This is a genomic window from Youngiibacter fragilis 232.1 (genome assembly GCF_000495435.3).
Lineage (GTDB): Bacteria > Bacillota > Clostridia > Clostridiales > Clostridiaceae > Youngiibacter > Youngiibacter fragilis.
The window spans coordinates 90,655-116,050 of record NZ_AXUN02000172.1 but is presented as its reverse complement, the minus strand read 5'-3'; the positions used below and the strand labels follow the sequence as shown (position 1 = coordinate 116,050).

At 48.8% G+C, this 25,396-nt stretch carries 23 protein-coding genes and 1 riboswitch; of the genes, 10 read left to right on the top strand and 13 right to left on the bottom strand.

All coding sequences use genetic code 11. The features are described 5' to 3' along the window. Position 1 precedes the first annotated feature (1 nt). From T472_RS09540 to spoVG, 7 genes are all read right to left on the bottom strand, one after another. Positions 2-454 carry an S-ribosylhomocysteine lyase gene (locus T472_RS09540; RefSeq protein WP_023387698.1) on the bottom strand — a complete coding sequence of 151 codons (453 nt, stop codon included), beginning with the start codon at positions 452-454 and terminating at the stop codon, positions 2-4. An 81-nt stretch (positions 455-535) separates the two neighbouring features. Continuing rightward, positions 536-1,744: a S1C family serine protease gene (locus T472_RS09535; protein ID WP_023387699.1), complete on the bottom strand. Its 1,209-nt coding sequence runs from the start codon at positions 1,742-1,744 to the stop codon at positions 536-538. 9 nt (positions 1,745-1,753) lie between these two features. Continuing rightward, a complete protein-coding gene (locus T472_RS09530; RefSeq protein ID WP_023387700.1) occupies positions 1,754-3,163 on the bottom strand; it encodes a sensor histidine kinase in 1,410 nt (469 codons plus the stop codon). A 15-nt stretch (positions 3,164-3,178) separates the two neighbouring features. Then, positions 3,179-3,865: a response regulator gene (locus T472_RS09525; protein WP_023387701.1), complete on the bottom strand. Its 687-nt coding sequence runs from the start codon at positions 3,863-3,865 to the stop codon at positions 3,179-3,181. Between the two features lie 205 nt (positions 3,866-4,070). After that, positions 4,071-5,030 (bottom strand): ribose-phosphate diphosphokinase, encoded by a 960-nt coding sequence (locus T472_RS09520; RefSeq protein ID WP_023387702.1) that lies wholly within the window; start codon positions 5,028-5,030, stop codon positions 4,071-4,073. After that, on the bottom strand, positions 5,027-6,415 hold the full coding sequence (gene glmU, locus T472_RS09515) for a bifunctional UDP-N-acetylglucosamine diphosphorylase/glucosamine-1-phosphate N-acetyltransferase GlmU (RefSeq protein WP_023387703.1): 1,389 nt from the start codon (positions 6,413-6,415) through the stop codon (positions 5,027-5,029). The genes T472_RS09520 and glmU overlap by 4 nt, the downstream gene beginning before the upstream one ends. A 196-nt stretch (positions 6,416-6,611) precedes the next feature. Further along, positions 6,612-6,908, bottom strand: a complete 297-nt coding sequence (spoVG, locus tag T472_RS09510) for a septation regulator SpoVG (protein ID WP_023387704.1) — start codon at positions 6,906-6,908, stop codon at positions 6,612-6,614. Between the two features lie 230 nt (positions 6,909-7,138). Between spoVG and T472_RS09505 the strand changes: the two genes are divergently transcribed. Genes T472_RS09505 through T472_RS09495 form a run of 3 tightly spaced genes read left to right on the top strand, consistent with a single transcriptional unit; the run spans position 7,139 to position 10,082 of the window. Further along, positions 7,139-8,569: an NAD-dependent epimerase/dehydratase family protein gene (locus tag T472_RS09505; RefSeq protein WP_023387705.1), complete on the top strand. Its 1,431-nt coding sequence runs from the start codon at positions 7,139-7,141 to the stop codon at positions 8,567-8,569. Positions 8,570-8,580: 11 nt separating this feature from the next. After that, the gene (locus tag T472_RS09500; protein WP_023387706.1) at positions 8,581-9,402 is read left to right on the top strand and encodes a Cof-type HAD-IIB family hydrolase; all 822 of its coding nucleotides are present in this window, start codon (positions 8,581-8,583) and stop codon (positions 9,400-9,402) included. Positions 9,403-9,425: 23 nt separating this feature from the next. Beyond that, positions 9,426-10,082: a hypothetical protein gene (locus T472_RS09495; protein ID WP_023387707.1), complete on the top strand. Its 657-nt coding sequence runs from the start codon at positions 9,426-9,428 to the stop codon at positions 10,080-10,082. Between the two features lie 42 nt (positions 10,083-10,124). Here the strand turns inward: T472_RS09495 and purR are convergent, their stop codons facing one another. After that, the gene (purR, locus tag T472_RS09490; protein WP_023387708.1) at positions 10,125-10,937 is read right to left on the bottom strand and encodes a pur operon repressor; all 813 of its coding nucleotides are present in this window, start codon (positions 10,935-10,937) and stop codon (positions 10,125-10,127) included. 164 nt (positions 10,938-11,101) lie between these two features. Next, entirely contained in the window at positions 11,102-11,773 is a 672-nt protein-coding gene (rpiA, locus tag T472_RS09485) for a ribose-5-phosphate isomerase RpiA (protein WP_023387709.1), read from the bottom strand. A 131-nt stretch (positions 11,774-11,904) separates the two neighbouring features. On the opposite strand from rpiA, the gene murC reads away from it, so the two are divergent. From murC to asnS, 5 genes are all read left to right on the top strand, one after another. Then, positions 11,905-13,296, top strand: a complete 1,392-nt coding sequence (gene murC, locus T472_RS09480; protein ID WP_023387710.1) for a UDP-N-acetylmuramate--L-alanine ligase — start codon at positions 11,905-11,907, stop codon at positions 13,294-13,296. A 50-nt stretch (positions 13,297-13,346) separates the two neighbouring features. Continuing rightward, on the top strand, positions 13,347-15,104 hold the full coding sequence (locus T472_RS09475) for an ABC transporter ATP-binding protein (protein ID WP_023387711.1): 1,758 nt from the start codon (positions 13,347-13,349) through the stop codon (positions 15,102-15,104). Then, positions 15,104-16,891 (top strand): ABC transporter ATP-binding protein, encoded by a 1,788-nt coding sequence (locus tag T472_RS09470; protein WP_023387712.1) that lies wholly within the window; start codon positions 15,104-15,106, stop codon positions 16,889-16,891. The genes T472_RS09475 and T472_RS09470 overlap by 1 nt, the downstream gene beginning before the upstream one ends. A gap of 9 nt (positions 16,892-16,900) precedes the next feature. Further along, complete coding sequence (locus tag T472_RS09465; RefSeq protein ID WP_023387713.1) at positions 16,901-17,317, top strand: DUF2500 domain-containing protein; 417 nt, start codon at positions 16,901-16,903, stop codon at positions 17,315-17,317. 132 nt (positions 17,318-17,449) lie between these two features. Continuing rightward, complete coding sequence (gene asnS, locus T472_RS09460; RefSeq protein ID WP_023387714.1) at positions 17,450-18,835, top strand: asparagine--tRNA ligase; 1,386 nt, start codon at positions 17,450-17,452, stop codon at positions 18,833-18,835. Between the two features lie 145 nt (positions 18,836-18,980). Here the strand turns inward: asnS and T472_RS09455 are convergent, their stop codons facing one another. Further along, positions 18,981-20,072 (bottom strand): M24 family metallopeptidase, encoded by a 1,092-nt coding sequence (locus T472_RS09455; protein WP_023387715.1) that lies wholly within the window; start codon positions 20,070-20,072, stop codon positions 18,981-18,983. After that, entirely contained in the window at positions 20,069-21,568 is a 1,500-nt protein-coding gene (locus T472_RS09450; RefSeq protein WP_023387716.1) for a leucyl aminopeptidase, read from the bottom strand. Before T472_RS09450 ends, T472_RS09455 begins: the two co-directional genes overlap by 4 nt. A gap of 202 nt (positions 21,569-21,770) precedes the next feature. Between T472_RS09450 and T472_RS09445 the strand changes: the two genes are divergently transcribed. Both T472_RS09445 and thiT read left to right on the top strand, forming a co-directional pair. Next, complete coding sequence (locus T472_RS09445; RefSeq protein ID WP_023387717.1) at positions 21,771-22,619, top strand: DegV family protein; 849 nt, start codon at positions 21,771-21,773, stop codon at positions 22,617-22,619. A gap of 34 nt (positions 22,620-22,653) precedes the next feature. Continuing rightward, positions 22,654-22,752: riboswitch (TPP riboswitch) on the top strand. Between the two features lie 60 nt (positions 22,753-22,812). Then, positions 22,813-23,478: an energy-coupled thiamine transporter ThiT gene (gene thiT, locus T472_RS09440; protein WP_023387718.1), complete on the top strand. Its 666-nt coding sequence runs from the start codon at positions 22,813-22,815 to the stop codon at positions 23,476-23,478. 52 nt (positions 23,479-23,530) lie between these two features. Here thiT and T472_RS09435 read toward each other — a convergent pair whose 3' ends face one another. Then, positions 23,531-24,268, bottom strand: a complete 738-nt coding sequence (locus tag T472_RS09435; RefSeq protein ID WP_023387719.1) for a hypothetical protein — start codon at positions 24,266-24,268, stop codon at positions 23,531-23,533. 223 nt (positions 24,269-24,491) lie between these two features. Then, the gene (locus T472_RS09430) at positions 24,492-25,388 is read right to left on the bottom strand and encodes an Mrp/NBP35 family ATP-binding protein (protein WP_023387720.1); all 897 of its coding nucleotides are present in this window, start codon (positions 25,386-25,388) and stop codon (positions 24,492-24,494) included. Between the last annotated feature and the right edge of the window lie 8 nt (positions 25,389-25,396).

Below are 25,396 nucleotides of genomic sequence, written 5' to 3'. Positions count from 1 at the left end.
ATCAAACGTAGAAGCCGCTGCGAAGTCCCTTGTCAAGGACTTCCCTGGCATAGACCTTTGCAAGCTCAAGGGAATGGTCCCTGTAGTTTCCGCACTGCAGTTCGTTAGCGGCAGGTATCTCCTCTGTCCCAATGACCATTTTAAGTGCATATTCCAGAGCGTCAGTTACAGCATCCTCAGTCAGGTCTCCCCAGGCTACCATGTAGAAGCCTGTCCTGCAGCCCATGGGAGAAATGTCTATGATCTCTTCCAGCTTCTCCCTCATGTATCCTGCAAGGAGATGCTCCATTGTATGTATGCCTGATGTCTCCATCACTCCCTGGTTTGGCTGTATGAACCTCAGGTCGAACTTTGAAACCGTGTCCCCTTTTTTCCCAAGAAAAAGACCGCATTTCCTTACGAAGGGTGCCTTGACCTTGGTGTGGTCCATCTGGAAGCTTTCTACCTTAACCATCTATATCATTCTCCTTTATACTATTCCGTGTCCTTACATTGTAATGCAAAAAGGGGCCTGTTATAAAGCCCCTTTGAAAAATCATCTTACCCTTGTACCGTAAAGTGTAGCTTCTATGGTCTGCTCCCCGGAAACCCTCATGACCTTAAGGATTACTATCTCTCCAACCTTCTTCGTCTTGAGGTAGTCATCGATGGTGGTTTCTGATGTCATCGCAATAGAGTCAATGGACAGTATGATGTCGGTAGGCCTAAGCCCTGCCCTGTCCGCTGTGCTTTCAGGCTCGATCCTTCTGATGTAGTAGCCTGTCTGCCCTTCAAGGTCCTCAGTCACTATGTTGCCTGTTATCCCCATATACGGCTCAATGGCCTGCCCGGTGTTGATGATGCTTCGCACCACGCTCCTTGCCTCATTGATCGTTATGGCTGCACCGAAGCCTCCGTTGAAGCCTTCCGAGAGGTCCAGGCTGTTGATCCCAATGACATCGCCCTGCATGCTGACAAGCACTCCGCCGTTTGTCGCCCGATTGACGCTGGCGTCAGTCTCGAAGGCGTAGACCTTGACTTCCCTGTTGTCCTCAGTGACCGTTGATATCAGCTTGTTGACAGTGCTGATTATCCCGAAAGTCACTGTACCCTTCTCGATATCACCGAACGAGCTGCCTATCGCAAGGACCGCCTGGCCTACCTTTACAGAGCTTGAGTCACCGAATTTCGGCGGCTCCACATCGAGACCTTCGACCAGTAATACCGCAGTATCCGTGGATTTGTCCTTTCCGACTATCGTAGCCTCAAGCACATTGTCCTTGTCCTTTGCTGTCTTGACATATATCGGCCCCTGATACCCGTCGATTATTGAATAAGGCACAAGTATATGGCCGTTCGTATTCATTACAACACCGGTGAGAACTCCATCGTAGCTCCCGGTTGCGAACGCTGCAGGATCCCTTGAAACCCCAACCAGCGAACCTGCAACCCTTGCATAGATGTCCCTTATGATCTGCCTGTCATAGAAATCACGGGTGAAATTCTCTATGTTCATCCTTATTACCTGAAGGATGTTGCCTTCTGTGTCCACTCTCAGTGCGTTCTCGTATATACGTCTTGACACTATGGTCGACGTTATGAGTGAGGTCATGACAATAAGAGCCAGGAGTGCTGATATTCCGGCAAGCCTCTGGAGGAACCTAGCCTTCTTGTCCTGCCTGAACCTTATCTCTCCCGAGCGGCTCTCATCCCTGTATTCTTCATTGTTCTGAGTGGTTTCCCTATCCTTATCAAACTCTCCCATTTCGTCTCCTTAGGTCTTGCTCAGCGTGAAGGTGAACGCAACGCCCTTAGGCCTGTTCTCCACCCAGATGTCTTCGCCGAACTGAGTGATTATGTTCCTGACGATGGGAAGCCCCAGACCCGTTGAAACCTTGTTGGTCCTTGACTTGTCAGCCTTGTAGAATCTGTCCCATATATACTTGATATCATTTTCTGATATGCTTGGTCCGTCGTTGTATACAGTTGTGTGGACCTTCTTTCCCTTGGTCTTGGTGTAGATCTCCACATGTCCGTTATCCGGGGCATGCTTCATGGAGTTGTCTAGCAGGTTGGTCACGACCTGTATCAACCTGTCCCTGTCTCCTGCAACATAGAGATGGTCACCTTCAAGGGTTACATTGACCTTCAGCCCCTTGTCGTTTATCTTGGTTTCAGCCCTAATTATGCAAAGCCTTATTATCTCGTTCAGGTCAACCTCAGTCATCCTGAATGAGAACCTTCCGGATTCCATGGCAGAAAGGTCAAGAAGGTCATTGACAAGCCTCGTCAGCCTCTGCGTCTCGTCATAGACTATTGTCAGGTAATAGTTCTCCTTGTCCTTCGGGATAATCCCGTCAAGTATACCTGCAATGAAGCCCTTCATGGATGTTATCGGGGACCTCAGCTCATGTGAAATGTTGGAAAGGAAGTCGCGCCTGTTCTTGTCGGTCTGCTCCAGTGATTCCGCCATGATGTTGAAGGATTTTGCAAGCTGCCCTATCTCATCGTCAGAGGTCACGCTCACCCTCTGTGAGACCTCACCCTTGGAGATCTTGGATGCTATGGTATTCAGGTCCGTGAGGGGCTTGAACAGCATCTTCTGGACAAAGTAGTAAATTCCAAGGAGCGTCATTAAGAAAGCAAGGGCCGCAAGGCCCCAGATAATGACAAGCACGCTTGAAAGCGGTTCCCTTATGGTTTCATCAGCTATATAGGTCACCAGGCTCCCCACATAGGCATCCTGGTTGAACACTGGCTTTATGAACACGAGGGAGGTCTCCTTGGTTACAGGGTTCACCTCTCCGCTTATTTCAAGCTCCGAGCCAGCTATGAGCCTCCCCTTGTCAGGAAGCCGAAACTTTGAGTAGATCAGGCTGTCAAAACTCGCATCAGACACATAATATATGTAGTCCGATGCGTCGATAAGGAGAAAGTCCCAGTCTTCACCCTCCGAGACCCTCCTTATGTTCTCACCGAGTACAATGTCATCAATGTCCTTGTCAAGATAATCGGTTACGTACTCCGCGATATACCCTGCGGTTATCTCAGCTCTTTCAGTGACCTGTGCGCGCAGATGCCCCTGGAACCAGATTGACAATGCCGCAGATATCAAAATATAGCTAACGGCGACGACGATGGCGAGGGTCGCCACCAGCTTCGTCACCAGACTGCTGTTCTTCATAATTACACCACAATCCTATTTGACTTCGAACTTGTATCCTACTCCCCAGACAGTCTCAAGCTGCCAGTTGGGTCCGCCGTGGAGCTTCTCCCTGAGTCTCTTGATATGGACATCAACAGTCCTCGAGTCTCCCGGATAATCATATCCCCATACTTCACAGAGCAGCTGCTCCCTTGTGAATACCCTGTTCTTATTTGATGCCAGGTGGTAAAGGAGCTCGAACTCCTTAGGAGGCATCTTTATGTCCTGGTTCTTGTACGTGACATTGTACGAATTGACGTCGATGTTCAGCTCAGGGAAGTTCAGGACCTCCTTGCCGCCTCCATCAGTGTTGAATCTCCTCATGACCGCCTTGACCCTTGCAACCACTTCCTTTGGTTCGAAAGGCTTTACCATGTAGTCGTCGGCCCCCAGCTCAAGTCCAAGGACCTTGTCGAAGGTATCTCCCTTTGCTGTCAGCATGATCACAGGAGTGTCGTAGTCTCTCCTTATCCACTTGAGGACATCTATACCATCAATGTATGGAAGCATTATGTCCAGAAGCACCAGGTCAGGCTTGTACTCCAAAAAGTTCTCCTGGGCCGACTTTCCGTCGCCGCACACCCTGGTGTCGTAGCCTGAGCTCTGCAGATACATCTTGAGCACTTCGCTGATGTTTTCGTCATCATCCACAACCAATATCTTTCCTATCTTACCTTCCATTGCCTTATCCCCTTTTCCACATCCAGCCCCCATAAATTATGGCGGTCTGTTCATGTTTAATAAATATTCTTAACATAATCATATATTCTTTATGTAGAAAAATCATAAAAGTTACAAATAATTAATGGTTACGGGGTCAATTGTTAACAAATTATAATCATTATAAAATAGCGGCAGGTATCAACCCTGCCGCTATCGCTATGAATCAGTCGAAAAGCTTGCTTAACGGGACATCGTCCTTTATCCTCTTAATGGCTTCCCCGAAGAGAGGTGCCACTGAAAGGTATGTGAACTTCTCCATGTCCATCCTGTCAGGCTTTGCTATGGTGTCAAGGCATACCAGCTCCTCTATGGCAGAGCTGTTTATCCTCTCAATGGCAGGCCCCGAGAAGACTCCGTGGGTGCAGGCCGCGTATACGTTCTTCGCTCCCAGGTCCTTCAGTGCGTTTGCCGCATTGGTTATCGTACCTGCAGTGTCTATCATGTCGTCTACAAGTATGCATACCTTGTCCCTTACATCTCCGATAATGTTCATTATCTCAGATACGTTTGCCTTTGGCCTCCTCTTGTCGATGATGGCCATCGGTGCATGGATCCTCTCAGCGAGCTTCCTTGCCCTTGTTACAGAGCCTAGGTCAGGGGAAACAACGACTATGTCCTCATTCTCCATGAAGCCCTTCTTTATGAAGTAGTCAGCGATTATCGGCATTCCCAGAAGATGGTCAAGGGGAATGTTGAAATATCCCTGTATCTGAGCTGCATGCAGGTCCATTGTGAGGACCCTGTCGGCACCTGCAGTCGTAAGTATGTCAGCTACAAGCTTTGCAGTGATGGGATCCCTTGATTTGGCCTTCCTGTCCTGCCTTGCATACCCATAGTATGGAATGACGGCATTTATCCTTCCTGCTGAAGCTCTCTTGAACGCATCGATCATGATCAGAAGCTCCATGAGGTTGTTATTTACAGGATTGTTGGTCGACTGGATTATGAATACGTCGCAGCCTCTTACTGTCTCGTTTGTCTCGACGAATATCTCACCGTCTGAAAATGTCCCGACCTTGCAGTCTCCCAGCTTCATCCCCAGGATTCCTGCTATGGATTTTGCGAGCTCCGGATGTGAGTTTCCTGCAAAAATCTTCATGTTGTTATAGTGGCTCTTGTTCATTTTACCACTTCCCCTTTCACAGCTTCTTCGTTCCTTCTGGCAACCCAGCCTTCCTTGACCACCTGCTTCGCTCTCGCTATCGCAAGGCTGTCTTTAGGCACTTCATCGGTTATCGTCGAGCCTGCGGCGATGTAGGCTCCCTCGTTCACAGTGACAGGTGAAATGAGGTTTGTGTTGCAGCCAATGAACGCATTGTCCTTTACAACCGTCTTCCACTTCTTCTTGCCATCGTAGTTGACTATAACGGTTCCGCATCCGAAATTGACATTCCTGCCAACCTCCGCGTCACCTATATACGTGAGATGGGATATCTTTGTACCATCTCCAATTACCGATTTCTTGATCTCCACAAAATCTCCAACCTTCACATGCTCACCGATGACCGAGTCCGGCCTGATGTATGCGAAAGGTCCTACTGCAGTGCAGCTTCCCACCTTCGATTGAAGTATCACTGAAGATGTTACAGTGACTCCATCGCCGATCTCAGAGTCCACGATCCTTGAATTCTGGTAGAGGGTACAGTCTTCACCGATGAAGGTATTTCCTTCAATTGACACTCCCGGATGGATGACCGTATCCATTCCTATGGCTACATCGGCTCCTATATAGGTCGACCTCCAGTCTGTGAAGGTGACTCCGTTCTCCATGTGGAACCTTGCTATCCTCTCCCTCATGATCTCCTCGGCCTCAGCAAGCTGCGCCCTTGAATTGACTCCCCTTGTCTCGTCAAATTCAGTGATGCTGGCTCCGATCCTTTTGCCCTTGCCCCTCAGTATGCCAATGACGTCAGTCAGGTAGTATTCGCCCTGTGCGTTGTCATTATTCAGCTCCTTAAGGCTTTCAAGGAGCTCCTTTATATCGAACATGTACATCCCCGCATTGACCTCAGGAGTCTTCAACTCTTCTTCAGTGCAGTCCTTGTGCTCGACGATCCTTAGGACCTCATCGCCATCTCTTATTACCCTGCCATATCCGGTTGGGTCGGAGATCACCGATGTCAGGAGCGTAGCGCTTGAAGCGTTCGCCTCATGCCTCGAATACATGGCCTCCACTGTCTCTCTCCTTATCAGAGGAGCGTCTCCGGTAAAGATCGCAACAGTACCGTCCTTGCCTTCTAGGTAATCAGCTGCGCAGATTACTGCGTGTCCGGTACCCATTGGGTTTTCCTGTACTGAGTATGAAACTCCCCTCGAGGATGTCCCTGCCATCACCTGTTCCCTGGCCTTTCCGACGATCACATTGACATCCTCGAAGCCTGCGCTTCGCATAACATCAATTACGTGGTTCACCATCTCCTTGCCGCATACCTTGTGAAGGACCTTCGAGACCTTTGACTTCATTCTCTTGCCTTCACCGGCAGCAAGGATCAATGCGTATTTTCCCATACTTTCACCTCTGTCGTGTAATAGGGCTTTATTTTTTCTACTGCGCCCTTATGCAGCTTGTTTCACCTATTCCATTATAGATTAGGTGACCTGTCATTTCAACTTAAGTGATGTCAGGATTTTGCTTTGTTTCATATGACTGCCTGCAAGCGAAAATTGTGGCCTGATATAAATCAGGCCACAATCCGCATTTTTCCTAAACCTCTGCCGCTACAAGCACTTCCGCTTCCGGCTCCTCGTTCCTTACCTTCTCGTATTCGCCGAGAATCGAGTCCTGAAGCCTTTCCCTGGTGAGTGTGTTGATTGGATGTGCAATATCCTTGAATTCACCATCCGGTGTCTTTCTTGACGGCATCGCAATAAATAGTCCGTTCTGCCCTTCAATTACCTTGATATCGTGAATAACGAACTCATTGTCGAATGTCACCGATACAATAGCTTTCATCTTGCCCTCTGCAGCTATTTTTCTGACCCTTACGTCTGTGATGTTCATGTCGTACCTCCTTAGTTTGCGGCCTACCTTAATACCCTTTTATTTGTAAAATTCTGAATTCAAGGCCTTTGTACATTCATTATAGTATGTAAAAGATTACATTTTCAATAGATTTCTTTCCGGATTGACGAATTATTGGTGAAGGGATGATATTACTCCAATTTATATGAAATTTGTCAAAAAAATATTACAATGATTATAAGAAAAATGAAATCCTACGGAGAATGCTTATGAAGACCGTATTTGTTACCGGAGCCACCGGAAACATGGGGTGGCCCCTTTTGAAAAGGCTTGTCGGCAGACCTGATATAAGGCTGATTGTTCTAGCGTCCCCGAAGGACAGGAAGATTCAACACCTTAAGGAGATGGAAAGGAAAGGTCAGCTTTCCCTGGTGTGCGCTGATGTGTGTGATAGGCCCGCCCTGGATGAGCCTGTTGGAATTGCGGACATCATAATCCATATGGCTGCCGTCGTTTCACCTGCAGCTGACAGGCTTCCTGAGCTGGCCATGGAGGTCAACCTGAACGGTACCAGGAACCTTCTCGCTGCCATAAGGACCATGGGAAGGGAAGCTTCGGTGAAGCTGGTCTTCATAGGCTCAGTAGCGGAGACTGGTGACAGGCGTCCTCCCCTCCACTGGGGCAGGGTCGGTGACCCAGTGAAGCCAGCCAGGTTCGATACCTATGCGCTCTCAAAGCTCAGGGCGGAACGTGAGGTCGCCGAGTCAGGTCTCAGGTACTGGGTGTCACTCAGGCAGACCGGTATCATGCACAAGGGCCTGCTTTCGGTCAGGGATGGGATAATATTTCACCAGCCACTTAACAATTGCATGGAGTGGATATCTGACGAGGACAGCGCTGCCATGCTGGAGCATCTGATTGATTCTGACCTCCCCGAAGTGTTCTGGAGGCATATCTACAACGTGGGCGGAGGTCAAAAATGCCGGCTTACCTACTATGAGTTCATGGAATTGCTCTATAAAAACATCGGGATCAGGGATATAATAAAGGTCATGGAGCCATCCTGGTTTGCCCTTGGCAACTTCCACGGGCAATATTACCTTGATTCGGATATCCTTGAGGACTTACTCCATTTCAGGAGTGAAAGTCCGGAGGACTTTGTAAGGAGGATAAGGAGGCAGCTGCCGGTAGGCATCAGGCTCTCAGGCATGTTCGGGACTTCACCTGTAAAAAGGGGCATGTCCTCCATCTCGTCAAGCAAGGGCGGCAGCCTTCAGTGGGTGAGGGAGAAGGATGGGGATAAGATCGATGCCTTCTATGGCTCCATCGGCTCACTTAAGCTCATCCCCGGCTGGGAAACCTGGATACCTCTCCGAGGGACCAGGGAAGGAGAAAGGATAATCCTTTCCCATGGATACGACGAGGACAAGGGACTCGAAGGCATTGATTTCAATGACCTTAAGGAAATCGCAGCCTTCAGGGGCGGACAGCTGTTATCAGAAGGCTATGACGGTACTCTCTGGAAGAAACTCGCCTGGGAATGTCCTGTCGGGCACAGGTTTGATGCAAGTCCCGGCCTTATAGCACACGGAGGCCATTTCTGTCCGGTTTGTGACGGCAACTGGTCGGAGTATGACAGGATTTCAGCCTCCAGCCCATTTTTCAGGCAGGTGTACGAACCGCTAAGACTAAACAGATGATTGGAGAGAATATGGAAAAATACAAGCTGATTTGCCTCGATGTCGATGGCACCCTCTACGACAGCCACAAGAGGATACCGAAGGAAAACATAGAAGCCATAAGGGAGGCCGCTGCCAAGGGTATAAGGATCGCGATCACCACAGGCAGGATGTACAACTACGGCAACCTTTACGGCTCCAAGCTGGGTGTGGACACCCTGACAGTAGCGTCGAACGGCGCATTTGTGAAATATGGTGATGATATCCTGATACACGAGACCATCGATGATGGCGACCTCATGTTCCTAACAGAGCTCCTTGGAAGGCTGGACCTCCTTACCCACTACAATGAATGGAACGCTCTGATCTGTGACAGGCCCTTAGGTGATGCCAACGGATACATGGATGCCAATCTTCATCTGCCTCCCGAGAGAAGGATTGAAATCATAGAGACTGACGACCTCCTTCGGACCTTCAGGGAAAGGAATTCAAGGATCGTCAAATCCATATCCCTCGAAAGGGAGCATCCTGAAAAATTCACAAGACTGAGGAAGGCACTTGAGGGGCACCCTACCCTCGAGGCAGTGTCCTCCACCTGGTTCGGACTGGAGGTCATAAAGTCAGGAGTCAGCAAGGCCAAAGGGATAGACGCCCTTATAGGTCGCCTGGGAATAAAGAAGGATGAGGTCATAGCGATCGGTGATGGTGAAAACGACCTTTCGATGATAGGCTATGCAGGCATGGGAGTGGCAATGGGCAACGCTATCCCTGAGCTCAAGGCAGCAGCGAAAATGATAACAGATACCAACGACAACTATGGAGTCGCTAAGGCGATCCGGGAACTGTGCCTTTAGAAAACAAGGAATGGAGAATTTTGATGTTGAACGAACTGCTCAAGAAGGACAAGAAGTCAGCCGGCACCATAAAGCTTGCCGCATCGCTGCTTCTCCTGTCCGGGATACTTACAAGGAACTACCTCCTGGCATACATATCGATACCCGTATTTGCCCTTGGTCTCTATAAGGGAACTATCCCCAAGGATACGGCAGGGGAAAAACCCGGTCCTTACCCTGCAGCAGAAAGCTCTGGTGCAGCAGTCCCTGAAACAAGGTCCGTTATATTCGATGCGGACGTCGATGGGCTGGACGATGAGGGAAGAAGCTTCCAGGATATCATCTCCTTATTCGCACAGGAGAGGATTCACCCCGGCTCAAGGTTTGAAGGTCTGTCAGATGAGGAGATAGTCAGGCTCAGGATGGGAGTATATGAGACTGAACTTACCGGCCTCGGGGAGATAAAGCTAATTTCAGACGGTACCAGAGTCAGGGTGATCCATGATGAGATGGGACATGTGGGAAATGTGCCTGAATCAAGATCAGCTGAAGTATTGTCTGTGCTTGACGGTGACAACAGGTACAGGGTGATCTGGCAGGTTTACGGCGGAAGATACAAAGGGTATGACCCGGAGTCCGGAACTGTGGATTCGAAGGATTCCCAATACACAGTCCATGTCGAGCTCCTTGAATTCATATGAAGAAACAAACTGCCATTTCAGNNCTGAAATGGCAGTTTGTTTCTAGATTGTGGTTGAAGGCTTCATCCTTATCTCGCCCTTCTCGTCGATCCCGAAATAATCAACTATGGATACGTAAGGCTTGGCCATTGTCTTCTTGACTTCCTTGTTGTCGACGAGGACTCCTATGCCTATGAGCTCGGAATCGAACTCCCTGAGAAGGTCCTCGATGCCGTTTACAGTTCCGCCGGCCCTCAGGAAGTCATCGATGAAAAGACACCTTGAAGAGGTCTTGAGTGTCCTCTTTGACAGGCCCATTGTCGAGAGTCGTCCTGTTGTACCGGAAACATAGTTTATCGTTACAGATGTCCCCTCTGTTACCTTCGAGTTCTTTCTAGCCACTATGAGAGGAACTCCCATGTACCTTGCTACCTCGTAAGCCAGCGGAACTCCCTTTGTCTCTACGGTTATGATGTAGTCAGGCTTGAGCTTTATGAAGTTTCCGGCCAGCATTGCGCCAGCTTTTGAAACCACTTCCGGATCAAGCATTATATCAGTAACATAGAGGAAATTCCCTGGAACGACCCTGGACTTGTCTGAAAGAGTGGAGCAAATGTAGTCCTTGAACTTTTCCTTCTCTTTCTCGCTCACCTTCACTATGTACCTGACTCCGCCTGTTGCACCGGCTATCGTCTCAATCCTGCCCATATCCAGCTTTTCGAGGATTTCCCTTACAACCAGTATGTCCTCGCTGATGGTGGACTTTGCCGCGTTAAGGATATCTGAAAAGTAATTAAGGCTCATTATCTTGTTTGGATTTTCGGTCAGGATCTTGGTTATGATGCTGACTCTGCTGTTTCTGGAATATTTCTCCATAAGTTCGCCTCCATTTCCTCAAAATATATCTTATAATACAATCGAATGTTTCGCAACGTTTTTTAAAAAATCATTCGTAAAATTCTGAAAATAGGGGCGAAGTAAACGCTTTGATATAATCAGCATTCGTGATGATGGTCGGGACCTGACAGTAAATCAAGGCTTCATCTGGTGTTTCTTAGTACCTTTGCCCCGTCCTTGCTGCCAACTACGACAATGTCCGCTGTCGTTATGAAAAGTCCAGTCTCTATTACTCCGGGCATGAGTTTCAGCTTCCTGTGAAGACCTTCGGGGTCTTCAATGAAGCCTGTCTCGAGGTCTATGATGTAGTTGTTCTCATCAGTTGTGAACGGGCAGCTGCCCGACATCCTGAGCCTCGGTGAAAATCCCATCCCTTCAAGCTTGCTTATGAGCTGCATATGGAAGAAAGGCACGATTTCAATAGGAAGCGGAAATGCTCCGAGCCTTTCAACAATCTTGCTGCTGTCAACCACCCACACCACAATCCTGGAGATGTCGGCTACCAGCTTCTCATGGAGGAGTGCTCCTCCTCCGCCCTTTATGCCGTTGCAGGACCTGTCCACCTCATCAGCGCCGTCAATCGTCATGTCGATATTTAGAACCTCTGACATTGGTATGAGGTCAAGGCCCAGGCTTTCTGCAAGTTCAGTCGTCGCTTCCGAAGTGGAAACGCACCTTATCCTCAAACCTTCCTTCACCCTTTCTCCAAGCCTCACTATCACATGGTAGACTGTTGATCCCGTCCCGAGCCCTACTGTCATTCCATCCTTCACAAAACTTGCTGCCAAAATGCCTGCATGCCGTTTCTCTTCCATTGCAGACCACTCCTCTTCAGGGCCTGCGCTTCAAATTGTTTCTTTTTGGCCCTCTTTGTATTATCATACTAAATGGGGGACTGTTTTACACCCCAAAGCCATACCAAAAGAAAAATATCGGAGCTGATTTTATGTCATTTGATTTCAGGGACTATAAAGGTAAAAAGGTTCATTTCATAGGAATAGGCGGAGTATCAATGAGCGGCCTTGCCGCCATACTCCTGAGCAACAATATAGAGGTTACGGGTTCTGACTTCAGGGAATCTGAAACAATCGAAAGCCTCAGGGAAAGGGGCGCTAAGGTCATAATCGGCCATTTCAGGTCAAACATCACAGACCAGGACCTCGTCGTCTACACCGCAGCCATTCGTGATGACAATGAGGAGCTCATGGAAGCAAGGGAAAGGGGTATACGGACCCTTGACCGTTCCGAGTTCCTGGGACACCTCATGAAGAACTTCAGGAACTCCATTTCTGTATCAGGGACCCACGGAAAGACCTCGACGACCTCCATGCTTTCATCCATTGCCATGAACAGCGACTCGGACCCGACCATCCTTGTGGGTGGCCAGCTTCCTCTTATTGGAGGAAATTTCAGGATCGGGGAAAGCGACCTGTTCATTACCGAAGCCTGCGAATACAAGGGCTCGTTCCTCAGGTTTCCTGCACTCACCGCAATCATATTGAACGTCGAGGCAGACCACCTGGATTATTACAGGGACCTTCAGCATGTCCTTGACACCTTCAGGGAATATGTGGCGATGATTCCTGAAGGAGGCACGATCGTAGCGAATGCAGATGACACCAACATGGATTATGTGCTTAAGGGTGCAAAAGCAAGGGTAGTTAGGTTCGGTATCGAGAACGGGGACCTGAGGGCTGAAAAGATCACCTTCAGCGAGTCTGGTAAGGCAAGCTTTGACGCATCCCTTAAGGGTGAATACCTTATGTCCGTCAGCATGGGGGTTCCCGGCAGGTTCAATGTCTTAAACGCCCTTGCTGCAATAGGCGCATCAATAGCCGCAGGGATCCCGCTTGAATCCATATCAAAAGGGCTTTCCTCGTTCACCGGCGTGGACAAGAGGTTCCAGCACCTGTATACGGAGGGAGGGGTCACAGTCATAGACGATTATGCTCATCATCCGAGTGAAATAAGGGCTGCAATCGAGACAGCAAAAAGAACCGATTCCAGAAGGATACATGTGGTTTTCCAGCCGCATACCTATACCAGGACGAGGACACTGTTTGGGGGTTTCGTCGAGGCATTTGACGATGTGGATACTCTGGTCCTCCTCGACATATATGCAGCCAGGGAACTTGACACCGGACTTGTGACATCAGAAGAGCTTGGGGATGCCATCAGGGAAAGGCGTACCGTGACGACCGTGAACTGTCACAGCTTCAAGGAGGCAGCAGAAAGCATAATGCATTTCGTTTCTCCGGGCGACATGGTAATCACCATGGGAGCAGGCGAATCAGTAAAGGTAGCTGATATCATAAGGCCACTTCTTAAAACCATGTAAAGGGTTGACAATATATATATATGATGTATCGTAAAGTCATGGGTTATTCCATGACTTTTTACATCCGGGGGGTTTTCAAAATAGACAGAGTATACTCGGAGGTCAGGAAACACAAGCTGCTTGTGATCATCCCTTCAATGGCGATGATCCTTTCACTTGTCCTCGACTTCTTCAATCCGCTCATAACACGCGCGATAATCGACAGGGTAGTCACAGGCGGAGAGAGGAATCTACTGCTTCCCTACATAGCCGGGCTGTTCGGTGTTACCATGTCAAGGGCTGTCCTTGGCTACACAAAGGAGTATCTCTTCGACCTTTTCTCGACCAAGGTGGTGATAAGGTTAAAGGATGATACATACCGCCACATAATGAAGCTGAGCTTCAAATACTTCGATTCCATGAACACAGGAGAGCTCATGTCAAGGATGAGCGAGGATGTCGAAAATGTCTGGAATGCAGTGGCCTTCGGACTGAGGCTCATAGTCGAGGATGCCCTGTACTTCATCCTTGCACTTGGACTCCTCACATACTTCAACTGGAAGCTTACACTTATCTGCCTCACGATCATGCTTCCCATAGCCTGGATAGCCGTGCAGCTTGAAAAGAGGAGCACGAAGAGCTATGAGGAGATCTCAGACCATATCGCAAAGCTCAACACGACTGCTCAGGAGAACATTGCCGGAGTAAGGCTTGTAAAGGCCTTTTCAAGGGAAAGGCATGAGATAGGGAAGTTCTTCGAGATGAACAGGAAGAACTTCGAGCTTAACAGCAGGCAGACAAAGATCATGTCTGACTACTTCCCTCCCATTGAGCTTCTTACGAACCTTGCGGTAGTCGCAATGGTTGCCTTCGGAGGTTACTTCGTGACTACAGGGGAGATGACTCTTGGAACCCTTGTCGCATTCTCCACCTACATCTGGAACCTCATATGGCCGTTAAGGGACATGGGCTGGCTTATAAACCTGGCTTCCCAGAACAAGTCATCCCTTGGAAAGCTTGAGAAGATATTCGCAGAAGAGCCGTCGATAAGCGACTCCGATATCGCAAAAGACCTGGCAATCAGTGGAAAGGTAGAATTCAGGGACCTCTCCTTCTCCTACGGAGGGGAAAATGTTCTTGAGGACATATCCTTTATGGCAAGTGCAGGCAGCACAGTGGCGATAATGGGAACCACCGGGTCAGGAAAATCCTCTCTCACCGGATTAATTGGAAGATACTATGAGTTCCAGTCAGGAGACCTTTTTGTGGATGACATTCCAGTGAGGGAAATAACCCTTGAATCACTCAGAAGAAGCATGTCGGTAGTTCCTCAGGACACCTTCCTCTTCTCAGACACCATTGAGAACAATGTACGGCTTGGGCGAAGGGATGCGACAGACGCCGAAGTCTCTGAAGCCCTTGAACTGGCATGCGCTGACTTCGTTGGAGAGCTTTCGGACGGTGCTGCAACTATTATAGGCGAAAGAGGCGTTGGCCTTTCAGGCGGACAGAAGCAGAGGATCGCAATCGCCAGGGCGATAATAAGAAGGTCACCGATAATGGTACTCGATGACGCCACCAGCGCACTTGATATGGATACGGAATACAGGCTGCTCAGGAATCTGAAGCATCTTCCGTCTAAGAGCACGCTGTTCATAATCGCCCACAGGATATCCGCAGTGAAGAACGCCGACCTGATACTCATGATGGAGGATGGAAGGATAATCGAGCGCGGAACCCACGAGGAGCTTGTTGCTCGAGGCGGGGCCTACTACGAAGTATACCGGGAGCAGTTCAAGGATTTTGACTCCCTGAAGGAGGGAGCATAATGGCTAAGAATACCGTAAAGCAGGACGAGAAATTCACGGTCACCGGAAAACGCGAGCTTATTTTGAGGCTGTTCACCTACATGGTTCCCTACAGGTCAGAGGTCATGATTGTCCTCATCCTGATGGTACTTGTAATGGTCGTGGGCCTTATCAACCCCTACTTCACAAGGCAGGCAATAGATGTGTATATAAGGAATGAGGATATGAATGGCCTTGCGATTGTTGCTTCAGTAATGGCGGCCCTTAACGTAGCCGCCATGGCAGCATCCCGCACAAGGATATACAAGATGGGTATCGTGAGCAACAAGATCGTATTAAGCATGAGGGAAGACCTCTATGCCCACATCCAGAAACTATCGTTCTCATTCTTCGACTCCAGACCTGTAGGAAAGATACTTGCGAGAGTCGTTGGAGATGTCAATGCACTTCAGACGCTGTTCTCCAATTCGGTGACAAGCTTTCTTCCTCATATACTGCAGCTCATGATGGTTACTGTGATGATGTTCATACTGAATTACAAGCTTGCCCTGGCTACCATGGCAGTAATGCCGCTTCTTGGAGGAGCAATGTTCATGGTCGAGGCTAAGGCAAGGCCGAGATGGCAGGATTTCAGGAGCAAGCGAAGCAACCTCAACGCCTTCACCCATGAAAGCTTTGCAGGAGTAAGGGTAATACAGGGCTTTGCTACCGAGGACGACAGCAGGAAGACACATGATTCCATGGTCACCGAGATGATGAAAAGCTTCATGAGCGCCATATTCCTCAACGACTTCTTCTGGCCCCTCGTCGAATCTTCATGGGGCATAGGATCCTGCGTCGTTTATTTCGTCGGAGTGAACCTTGTGTTTGCAGGAGACATATCGCTTGGTACCCTCATTGCATTTACCATGTACGTCAGCATGTTCTGGAGACCGGTTCTTAACATCTCCAACTTCTACAATACCCTGATAACCAATTTTGCCTCAGCAGAAAGGATCTTTGAGATACTTGATATCAATCCGGACATCGAATCGTCCGACAAAGCCCTGGAAATGGATAGGATACAAGGCAGCGTCGAGTTCAGGAATGTTGACTTCAGCTATGAGGATGGAATCCCCGTGCTTACGGACATATCCTTCAAGGTGGAGGAAGGAGAATCGATAGCCCTTGTAGGTGAGACCGGTGCAGGCAAGACCACCATAGTCAACCTCCTTTCAAGGTTCTATGATACCGACAGAGGGGAAGTGCTGATCGACGGAACAGACATAAGGACAGTGACCCTTGAATCACTTAGGAGCCAGATGGGGATAATGCTTCAGGATACCTTCCTGTTTGCTGCTACCATCAGGGAAAACATACGATACGGAAAGCTTGATGCAACAGATGAGGAGATCGAGAAAGCAGCAAGGGCTGTAAACGCACATGACTTCATAATGAGGCTCGAGAACGGATATGATACGGAGATAAGGGAAAGAGGCTCAAGGCTGTCAGTCGGGCAGAGGCAGCTGATATCCTTTGCCAGGGCGCTGCTTGCGGATCCGAGGATCCTTATCCTTGATGAAGCAACCTCGAATATCGACACCCAGACTGAAAGGCTTGTACAGGATGGAATAAGGAAGCTCCTGAAGAACAGGACCTCGTTCGTCATAGCCCACAGGCTTTCAACCATAAGGGACTGCGACAGGATAATGGTAATTAACGGTGGAGTCATAACCGAAAGCGGCACCCACGAGGAGCTGCTGTCAATGAAGGGTGATTACTACAGCCTGTACATGTCACAGTACAGATTCTTGAGCGAAGGCGCATAGGAGGTAAAAATGCACGCTTCTCTATTTGATTCAGACTTTGGATTCTTCAGAATAATACCATTCATAGTGGCACTTGGGTTCCTTTTCATAGGTTCAATGCTTATCCTGAGCATCATAAGAGGTATAGGAGAGTGGTCAAGGAACAACAACTCTCCAAGGCTTGAGGAAAGGGCGCGGGTCGTAGCAAAAAGGACAAATGTTTCCCATCATCACCACGCTAACCAGAATACTCCTTCATCAAGCACAAGCACCACATATTACGCCACCTTCGAGCTCATGTCAGGAATAAGGCAGGAATTCCATGTGGCCGGGAATGTATTCGGATATCTTGTGGAAGGTGACGAGGGCATACTGGCCTTCCAGGGTACAAGGTACCTGGGATTCCAGCGGGACCTGCCCGAAACCCAAAATCCCTCAACCACTTGAAGAAATCACCCTTATGGGTTAAAATGTATGTGCAATTGACATACATGGAGCAAAAGAATGTTCCGGGCTTCTAGTCCCCTCGGGACGGAAGCTCTTTTAATGTAAATATTACGATAATCAGGAGGAACGAATATGCCATATGTAAAAGAGCTTTATACGAAGCCTGACGACTTTGCGGGCAAGGAAGTTCAAGTCAGCGGATGGATAAGGACTTCAAGGGTCTCCAAGTCATTCGGGTTCATCGAGCTGAACGACGGTACTTTCTTCAAGAATCTTCAGGTGGTCTTCGATGATACCCTTCCAAATTTTTCAGATGTCTCAAAATACCATATAAGCACGGCAATCACCATTAAGGGTGACTTCGTGCTGACTCCGGAGGCAAAGCAGCCATTCGAGCTGAAGGCTAAGGAGATAATCCTCGAGGGTGAATCAAGCGCTGATTATCCCCTGCAGAAAAAGAGGCATACCTTCGAGTACCTGAGGACCATAGCCCACCTGAGACCGAGGGGCAACACATACTCAGCGGTATTCAGGGTAAGGAGCATGGCTGCCTTCGCGATCCACAAGTTCTTCCAGGAAAGAGGCTTTGTATATGTGCACACTCCGATAATAACAGGAAGTGATGCTGAAGGTGCGGGGGAAATGTTCAGGGTATCAACCCTTGACCCCATGAATCCTCCTCTTACTGAAGACGGTAAGATCGACTATTCGAAGGATTTCTTCGGAAAGTCCTCCAACCTTACAGTATCAGGGCAGCTCAATGGTGAGGCTTATGCCCTCGCATTCAGGAACATCTACACCTTCGGACCTACCTTCAGGGCTGAGAACTCAAACACCGCAAGGCATGCTGCAGAATTCTGGATGATAGAGCCTGAAATTGCCTTTGCTGAGCTCTCAGACAACATGCAGCTCGCTGAGGACATGCTGAAGTATGTCATAAGGTACATACTTGAAAACGCACCTGAAGAGATGCAGTTCTTCAACAGCTTCATCGACAAGACCCTCCTTGAAAGACTCAATTTCCTTGTGGATTCTGAGTTCAAGAAGGTTACCTACACTGAAGCGGTAGAGCTCCTCCTGAAATCCGGGAAGGAATTCGACTACAAGGTCGAGTGGGGAACTGACCTCCAGACGGAGCATGAGAGATACCTTACAGAAGAGATCTTCAACATGCCGGTATTCGTAACTGACTATCCCAAGGAGATAAAGGCATTCTACATGAGGCTTAACGATGACGGCAAGACAGTCGCTGCAATGGACTGCCTGGTCCCCGGAGTCGGGGAGATAATTGGCGGAAGCCAGAGGGAAGAAAGGCTTGACGTGCTTCTTGACAGGATGGAAAAGCTTGGATTAAACGAAGAGGACTACTGGTGGTACCTTGAGCTCAGGAAATACGGTGGTGCAAAGCATGCCGGTTTCGGTCTCGGCTTCGAGAGGCTCATCATGTATATCACAGGCATGACTAACATCAGGGACGTTATCCCGTTCCCGAGGACACCGAAGAGCTCTGACTTCTAGACAAGACAGAACTTTACTCATGCCCCATTACCAAGAACATTGAATAAGAATAGTCGAGGCGCGCTCCGGATCCGGAGCGCGCCTCATTTCTCATGTCAATATTCATCATTTTAATGTGCATAAAACTTCATCTGTGATGCAGCCGCTAAACTTCTGTCCCGATGACCATGATTTCCTTCGTGTATGAATTAATCACCTTATGCCCATCCTCTGTTACAAGCACAAGGTCCTCGATCCTGACACCAACGTCACCCTGAAGGTAAATTCCCGGTTCAACTGAGAATACCATGCCAGGTTCCAGGATCGAGGTATTGGCTGATGATACGTCACCTGCCTCGTGCACATCGAGACCGATCGAGTGGCCCGTCCTGTGGGTGAAATACCTGCCGAAGCCCTTTTCCTCTATGAAGCCTCTCGCAGCCTGGTCCACATCGCAGAACCTGACTCCGGGCCTGACCATATCAATTGCCCTTATGTTCGCCTCAAGAACAGTCTCATAGACTTCCCTTGACCTTTCAGGGATCTCCTTCCAGAATACTGTCCTCGTCATGTCTGCGCAGTATCCATCCTTCCTGCAGCCTATGTCTATTATTATTGAATCTCCAGCCTTGAGAAGTGCACTCCCATTGCTGTGGTGAGGGTCAGCCCCGTTAGGCCCGAAGGCTATTATGGGCTCGAAGGAGAACCCTTCCGTGCCAAGCTCCTCATAGATCTCAGAGAGCAGCCTTGCCAGGTCCTTTTCAGTATGGCTTTCTCCTATGGATCCGACAAGCATCTCCATGGCTTTGTCGTTTAGCCTGGAGGCCTCTTCCATGAGGCGTGTCTCTTCCTCGTCCTTGATGGCCCTTATCCTGTCTACGATTGGGGAGGAGTTCACGAAATCGCGGGAACCTGTCTTTTCCATGAGGCTTATAAGGAATCCCGAAGGCCATGTCTTGTCTATTCCGACAGGCTTATTAGGAACGATGTATTCCGCCATGATCCCTATCCCATCTGAAGTGTCCTTCAGCCAGACGATTTCAAGCCCTTCTGCCTCCTCTGTCGGAAACAGCTCGTTTATGAACAGGACAGGGATTCCCTCTTCCCTCAATAGAAGAGCCAGCAGCCTTTCTCCTGGATGGATATCCTTGCCTGTCAGGTAAAGTATCGAGGAGGGGTCGGAAACTATGATCTGGGTGAGCCGCTTTCCCTTCATGGCATCTATCGTATTGCCTAACCTTCTGCCTGCTGCATTCAATTCCTGTCACCGCAGCCGCAGCCTGGTTCCACAGCCTCCAGAGCCAGGTTGTACAGGGTCTTCACTCCTGTTCCTGTAGCTCCCTTAGGAAGATAGCCCTTTCCTGATGTGAGATATGCGGTACCCGCTATGTCAAGATGAACCCAAGGTGTGTCGCCTGTGAACTCCCTGAGGAATGCGGCCGCGCTTATCGCTCCACCCCATCTTCCTCCGCTGTTCTTGAGGTCTGACCTCGTTCCCTTCACAAGCTCCCTGTATTCTTCATTGAGGGGAAGCTGCCATGTTGGCTCTGCTGCCTTCTCCGCTGCCTTCCTGACCCTCTGCATAAGCTCATCATCGCTTGCGAAGGCTCCTGACATCTGCTCGCCAAGGGCGACAACACAGGCTCCGGTAAGAGTTGCTATGTCAACGACCTCGTCCACCTTTTCCCTGGTTATGATATAGTGGAGTGCATCAGCGAGCGTAAGCCTTCCCTCCGCGTCTGTGGACAGTATCTCAATGGACTTTCCGGCCATTGATCCGATGATGTCTCCCGGCTTGTAGGCTTCACCGTTTACCATGTTCTCTGTCGCAAGTACCACCGCGGTCACATTCCTTTTCACTCCGTTGGCAGCAAGTGCCTTCATGGCCCCGATGACTGCCGCAGAACCGCCCATGTCGTCATACATGGTTACCATGGAATCCTTGGGCTTAAGTGAATATCCGCCTGAATCGTAGGTAACTCCCTTGCCGACAAGTCCCAGGAGCCTTGAGCTTTCAGCATCGCCCCTGTATCTCATTACGATGACCTTTGGTTCTTCGGATGAGCCTTTGGCAACAGCGAGGAAAGCCTCCATCCCAAGGTCGGCTGCAGCGGATCTTCCAAGCACCTCAACCTCGACTCCGAATGGAGTCAGCTCCTTACCGGCAACCTCAGCAAGTGTTCGAGGTGTCAGCGATATCGCAGGCTCATTAACAAGGTCCCTTGCAAGGAACACAGCATCCATAAGGTTCATTGTCTCAGAAATGGCCGACCTTACCTTATCTTCCTTTCCTTCCTTTATGAGGAATGACATCTGAAGCTTGGGATTATCCTTCTTTTTCGCAAGGTATTTGTCGAAGGAATATGCGCTTTGAAGCATCCCTTCCACCCATGCCTTGGTAGTCTCCTTGTAGCATAGCCCTGAAAGCTTAGATATCCTCATGCATGCAGCAGCCACCTTGTTTGATGCAAGCTCCTGCGCAGCCCTGAAGCCCGCCTTCCTTATCTTTTCCAGGTTTACGGATTTCTCCTTTCCAAGTCCTATGAAAATCAAAACCCCTTTGCGCTCTGCACCTAACGTAGAGTAGACCTCTCCGGATTTTCCTGTGAATATCCCCTTTCCTGACAGGAATGAATATTCCTCCCTGAAGGCCTCCTCTACGGCTGCATCCTCGCATACCGGTATAACAACATTTTCCTTTTCCATGTCCAGAGTGAAACTGAACATCTCATGAAGGCTCTTTTCGGCCATCATAGTCACTCTCCTTCCTTATCCGCCGCTCCCATGCGGTGGAAATGATGTGGTCCGTATAAGACCGACAAATACATTTTACTATCTAAATCCGTGCAAATACACCTGAAATTACAAGAACAATCCATGAACAGGATCTGTTTCATTGTTTATCCTTAATCGCTTTGCTATACTTTATATAAGAAAGCCATGAGGGGAGATAATAATGAGTAAGATAGCACTAGTCACAGACAGCGCTTGTGACCTGACCGACGAAGAACTTAAGGAGTGCGGAGCCAGGCTCCTGCCGCTCAGGATAATCTATGCAGACAAAGAATACAGGGACAGGGTTGAAATACATCCAGATGAGGTATATGCGAACCTGGAGAAGGAGGTCCCTAAGACCAGCCTTCCATCAGGAGAAGACATCGAAGCGCTTTACAGGGAGCTGAAGGATGAAGGATATACCCACGTGCTCGGCGTTTTCATCTCAAGCGGACTTTCAGGGACAGCGAATGCCGTAAAGATGTATGCCGAGGAGCATCCGTCAATGGTGACCCATGTATTCGACACAAAGAACCTTTCAATGGCTGAAGGCATAACTGTCCTTGAGGCAGGAAGGCTTATAAAGTCAGGAATGGCACTAGAGGAGATCCTTGAAAAGCTTGCTGCCTTCCAGGAAACCATAGACACATACTATTATGTGGATACCCTGGAATACCTCATGAAGGGCGGAAGGATCGGCAAGGTGGCAGGAACGATCGGACAGCTGTTGAACCTCAAGCCGATAATTTCCGTTAACCGTGACGGAATCTACTACACCATAGCCAAGGCAAAGGGCAGGAAGCAGGCACTTCTCAGGCTTGTGGGAATCCTTGAGGAAAACCTCGCGAAATACAAATGCAATGTTTACGTCATGCATGGAGCTGCTCTTGAAGAAGGCAAAGCACTGGTGGAGACCATAATGAAGATGAAGAACGTCCAGAGCATGGACCTGAGGCAGATCAGCCCGGCCCTCGGTGTCCATACGGGAAAGGGACTTCTCGGCATATGCCTCCAGAGAAATCCGCTATAAGATTGACCTTGACATGAATATGTATTAGAATGATAAAAAAGGCTAGGGGTGCCCGAAAGGGCTGAGAGGCGGAAAGCTAACCCTGTAACCTGATCTGGTTAGTACCAGCGTAGGGAAGCGGAAAAAGTGGTTTCAAACCGTCTTGCACCGCAGGACGGTTTTATTTTTCCAGCCTATAGAAGGAGGTAAAATAATGTTTCTATCAATTCTCGAAAGCTTCGGCGAGGCATTTGCGGCGCTCAGGGACAATCCTATGGCAATCGCAGCGCTTATCATCCTGCTCGGCGGCATCGTATTCCTGATAAGTCTGAGGAAGGTAAAGCTTACACCTCAGCTCATGGCAAAAATAGCAATGGCAGTCGCATTGTCAGCGGTCCTCAACAACATCATCCTGTACAAGATGCCGCAGGGCGGCAGCGTAACCCTTGCATCAGTGCTGCCGATAATAATACTGTCGTACGCATACGGACCTGAAGTCGGAATGCTCACTGGATTCCTCTTCGGCATAGTCAACCTGTTCATGGGACCGTACATCGTGCACCCGATCCAGACGCTCCTTGACTATCCTATCCCATTCATGCTGATTGGAGTATCAGGCTTCTTCAGCAACAGGTTCGCAGGAGCGGTCGCTGCCCATATCATGAGGCTCATACCACATGTCCTTTCAGGAGTCGTGTTCTTCGCGGAATATGCACCTGAAGGCATGCAGACAGGAAGTGCACTCTGGATCTACTCGATAACCTACAACGCCCCGTTCCTTCTTGGTGAAATGGCAATAATACTTGCAGTCCTTGCTTTCGTTCCATGGAACAGGCTGCTTAAGGCCGTGAATCCCGGGTACAAGGTTCCGGTAAAGTAAATTAAAGGACCATGCTTCATGTGATGTGAAGCATGGTCCTTGTTAGTTTGATTTACGGAAGGTTAGCACCTATAGATTTAAGATAATCGTAAACCGCCTCATAGTACGCATCAACATCACTCTTGTCGATTCCATCAAACCATGATCCGTTCTCATCATTTTCTGTGCTTCCCATATGTGCTGCAACGTCTGAAATGTAGTTTCCGTATGTCTTTCCGGATATCTGGTACCTGTGAGGTATTCCAGCATTCTTGAGAATTGCAGCAGCGACTGCAGGGGCTGCAGGATAATCGACTATAATCGGAATAAGCAGTTCAACTGTCACATCTTCCACATCCGATGCTGCCTCGTAAGGGCCTGTGAATGTTGCTGTGACTTTAAGCAGATATGAACCGACTTCAGTTATTTTCCATGGTGCAGTAAATCCGAATTCTCTTCCAAATTTACCTCGAGATGCGAGGTCCATCGCATCAAGCGGTGGATCATTATCGATTTTTTGAATGGATTCAAATGCTCCTCCGTCCTTCTGAACTTCTAGTGTCAGTATATCAAGCCTGCCCTGGTTCGAAAATACAAGTCCACCATCTTTATCCGGTACTCTGTTGTCGAATTCGACATATCCAGTTACATTCACTTCATATCCGGCGTTCAGCTGTTCCTGTGTAAGCGCAAGGTTTGCAATCGGATCGATATGGACTGTGCCTCCCGCTTGCTTTTCCGCTCCAAGAACAGGTAGTGTCAGGTTGAGGGCCATGATGGCAGAAAGAATGACAGCAAATTTTTTCTTCATACAATACCTCCATAATATAGTGTAACAACATGCAATATATCTATCATCATTGTTTGTACCACTATATCAATTTTTCAATTTTCAATCAATACTTATTCGACATATTTTTAATGTTAAATTTTAGTGAAGATAAATTATCACCAATATTACTCGGCTTATATTAGTATTTATCCTATAATAAAAAGAAACACTTTGCGATAATTGCCGCAAAATGTTTCATCATTTAACTATCCAGGAAAGGTATCGACTTTTTCTTCGCTTCAGCTACCCTCTTCGCAATCTCATTCTCATCATTCCTGAAGGCTTCCATAAGGATGTCATAATCCTTGTTTGTGGCTGCGTAGCGCTCAGCCATCCCCTCTTCAAGATAGGATGCGAAGTCAGGGTCGATGGGGAGCTCTGCAAGTAGTGGCAGTCCCATCTTTTCAGCCTGGCTTTCTGCTGTGTTCCTTGAGAATACGTTCATCTTCTCACCGCAGCTTCCGCATCTGATATACGACATGTTCTGGACTACTCCCTTTATAGGCACTTCAAGCTTCTCGGCCATGTTCACCACCTTCTTCACGATCATTGAGACCATGTCCTGAGGTGTCGATACCACTACAAGGTAGTCAACCGGGAACTGCTGCATTATGGTCAGTGCTATGTCTCCGGTACCCGGCGGCATGTCGATGAGCAGATAGTCCAGATTTCCCCAGTCAGTGTCCTGGAAAAGCTGCGTAAGCGCATTACCAAGCACCGGCCCCCTCCATAGGAGAGGCTCCTCCTCTTCGATCATGAAGTTCATTGAGATGGTCTTAATACCAAGGCTTGTTTCCACAGGTATGAACTTGAACACATCCTTTACGTCAGTTGGTGCATATCCGGTCCTTTCCTCGTTGATTCCGAAAAACCTGGGTATGGACGGGCCTGTCATGTCACCGTCAAGGACTCCTACCCTATAGCCCAGCTTCCTCAGCTGCACTGCGAGTATCCCAGTTACGCTGGACTTTCCCACTCCGCCTTTTCCGCTTATTACACCTACAACATGTCTTATCCTGCCATACTTCGGCTTTATGAAATCGCATTTGATATCCTTGCTGCATCCGCTCTTGGATGCACAGGTTGAACATGATGACATTGGAACCT

Bases quoted from the DNA above. Each gene is read 5' to 3' on its own strand.
- T472_RS09540 (WP_023387698.1), bottom strand. From the start codon at position 454: ATGGTTAAGGTAGAAAGCTTCCAGATGGACCACACCAAGGTCAAGGCA.
- T472_RS09535 (WP_023387699.1), bottom strand. From the start codon at position 1,744: ATGGGAGAGTTTGATAAGGATAGGGAAACCACTCAGAACAATGAAGAA.
- T472_RS09530 (WP_023387700.1), bottom strand. From the start codon at position 3,163: ATGAAGAACAGCAGTCTGGTGACGAAGCTGGTGGCGACCCTCGCCATC.
- T472_RS09525 (WP_023387701.1), bottom strand. From the start codon at position 3,865: ATGGAAGGTAAGATAGGAAAGATATTGGTTGTGGATGATGACGAAAAC.
- T472_RS09520 (WP_023387702.1), bottom strand. From the start codon at position 5,030: ATGAACAAGAGCCACTATAACAACATGAAGATTTTTGCAGGAAACTCA.
- glmU (WP_023387703.1), bottom strand. From the start codon at position 6,415: ATGGGAAAATACGCATTGATCCTTGCTGCCGGTGAAGGCAAGAGAATG.
- spoVG (WP_023387704.1), bottom strand. From the start codon at position 6,908: ATGAACATCACAGACGTAAGGGTCAGAAAAATAGCTGCAGAGGGCAAG.
- T472_RS09505 (WP_023387705.1), top strand. From the start codon at position 7,139: ATGAAGACCGTATTTGTTACCGGAGCCACCGGAAACATGGGGTGGCCC.
- T472_RS09500 (WP_023387706.1), top strand. From the start codon at position 8,581: ATGGAAAAATACAAGCTGATTTGCCTCGATGTCGATGGCACCCTCTAC.
- T472_RS09495 (WP_023387707.1), top strand. From the start codon at position 9,426: ATGTTGAACGAACTGCTCAAGAAGGACAAGAAGTCAGCCGGCACCATA.
- purR (WP_023387708.1), bottom strand. From the start codon at position 10,937: ATGGAGAAATATTCCAGAAACAGCAGAGTCAGCATCATAACCAAGATC.
- rpiA (WP_023387709.1), bottom strand. From the start codon at position 11,773: ATGGAAGAGAAACGGCATGCAGGCATTTTGGCAGCAAGTTTTGTGAAG.
- murC (WP_023387710.1), top strand. From the start codon at position 11,905: ATGTCATTTGATTTCAGGGACTATAAAGGTAAAAAGGTTCATTTCATA.
- T472_RS09475 (WP_023387711.1), top strand. From the start codon at position 13,347: ATGACTTTTTACATCCGGGGGGTTTTCAAAATAGACAGAGTATACTCG.
- T472_RS09470 (WP_023387712.1), top strand. From the start codon at position 15,104: ATGGCTAAGAATACCGTAAAGCAGGACGAGAAATTCACGGTCACCGGA.
- T472_RS09465 (WP_023387713.1), top strand. From the start codon at position 16,901: ATGCACGCTTCTCTATTTGATTCAGACTTTGGATTCTTCAGAATAATA.
- asnS (WP_023387714.1), top strand. From the start codon at position 17,450: ATGCCATATGTAAAAGAGCTTTATACGAAGCCTGACGACTTTGCGGGC.
- T472_RS09450 (WP_023387716.1), bottom strand. From the start codon at position 21,568: ATGATGGCCGAAAAGAGCCTTCATGAGATGTTCAGTTTCACTCTGGAC.
- T472_RS09445 (WP_023387717.1), top strand. From the start codon at position 21,771: ATGAGTAAGATAGCACTAGTCACAGACAGCGCTTGTGACCTGACCGAC.
- thiT (WP_023387718.1), top strand. From the start codon at position 22,813: ATGTTTCTATCAATTCTCGAAAGCTTCGGCGAGGCATTTGCGGCGCTC.
- T472_RS09435 (WP_023387719.1), bottom strand. From the start codon at position 24,268: ATGAAGAAAAAATTTGCTGTCATTCTTTCTGCCATCATGGCCCTCAAC.
- T472_RS09430 (WP_023387720.1), bottom strand. From the start codon at position 25,388: ATGTCATCATGTTCAACCTGTGCATCCAAGAGCGGATGCAGCAAGGAT.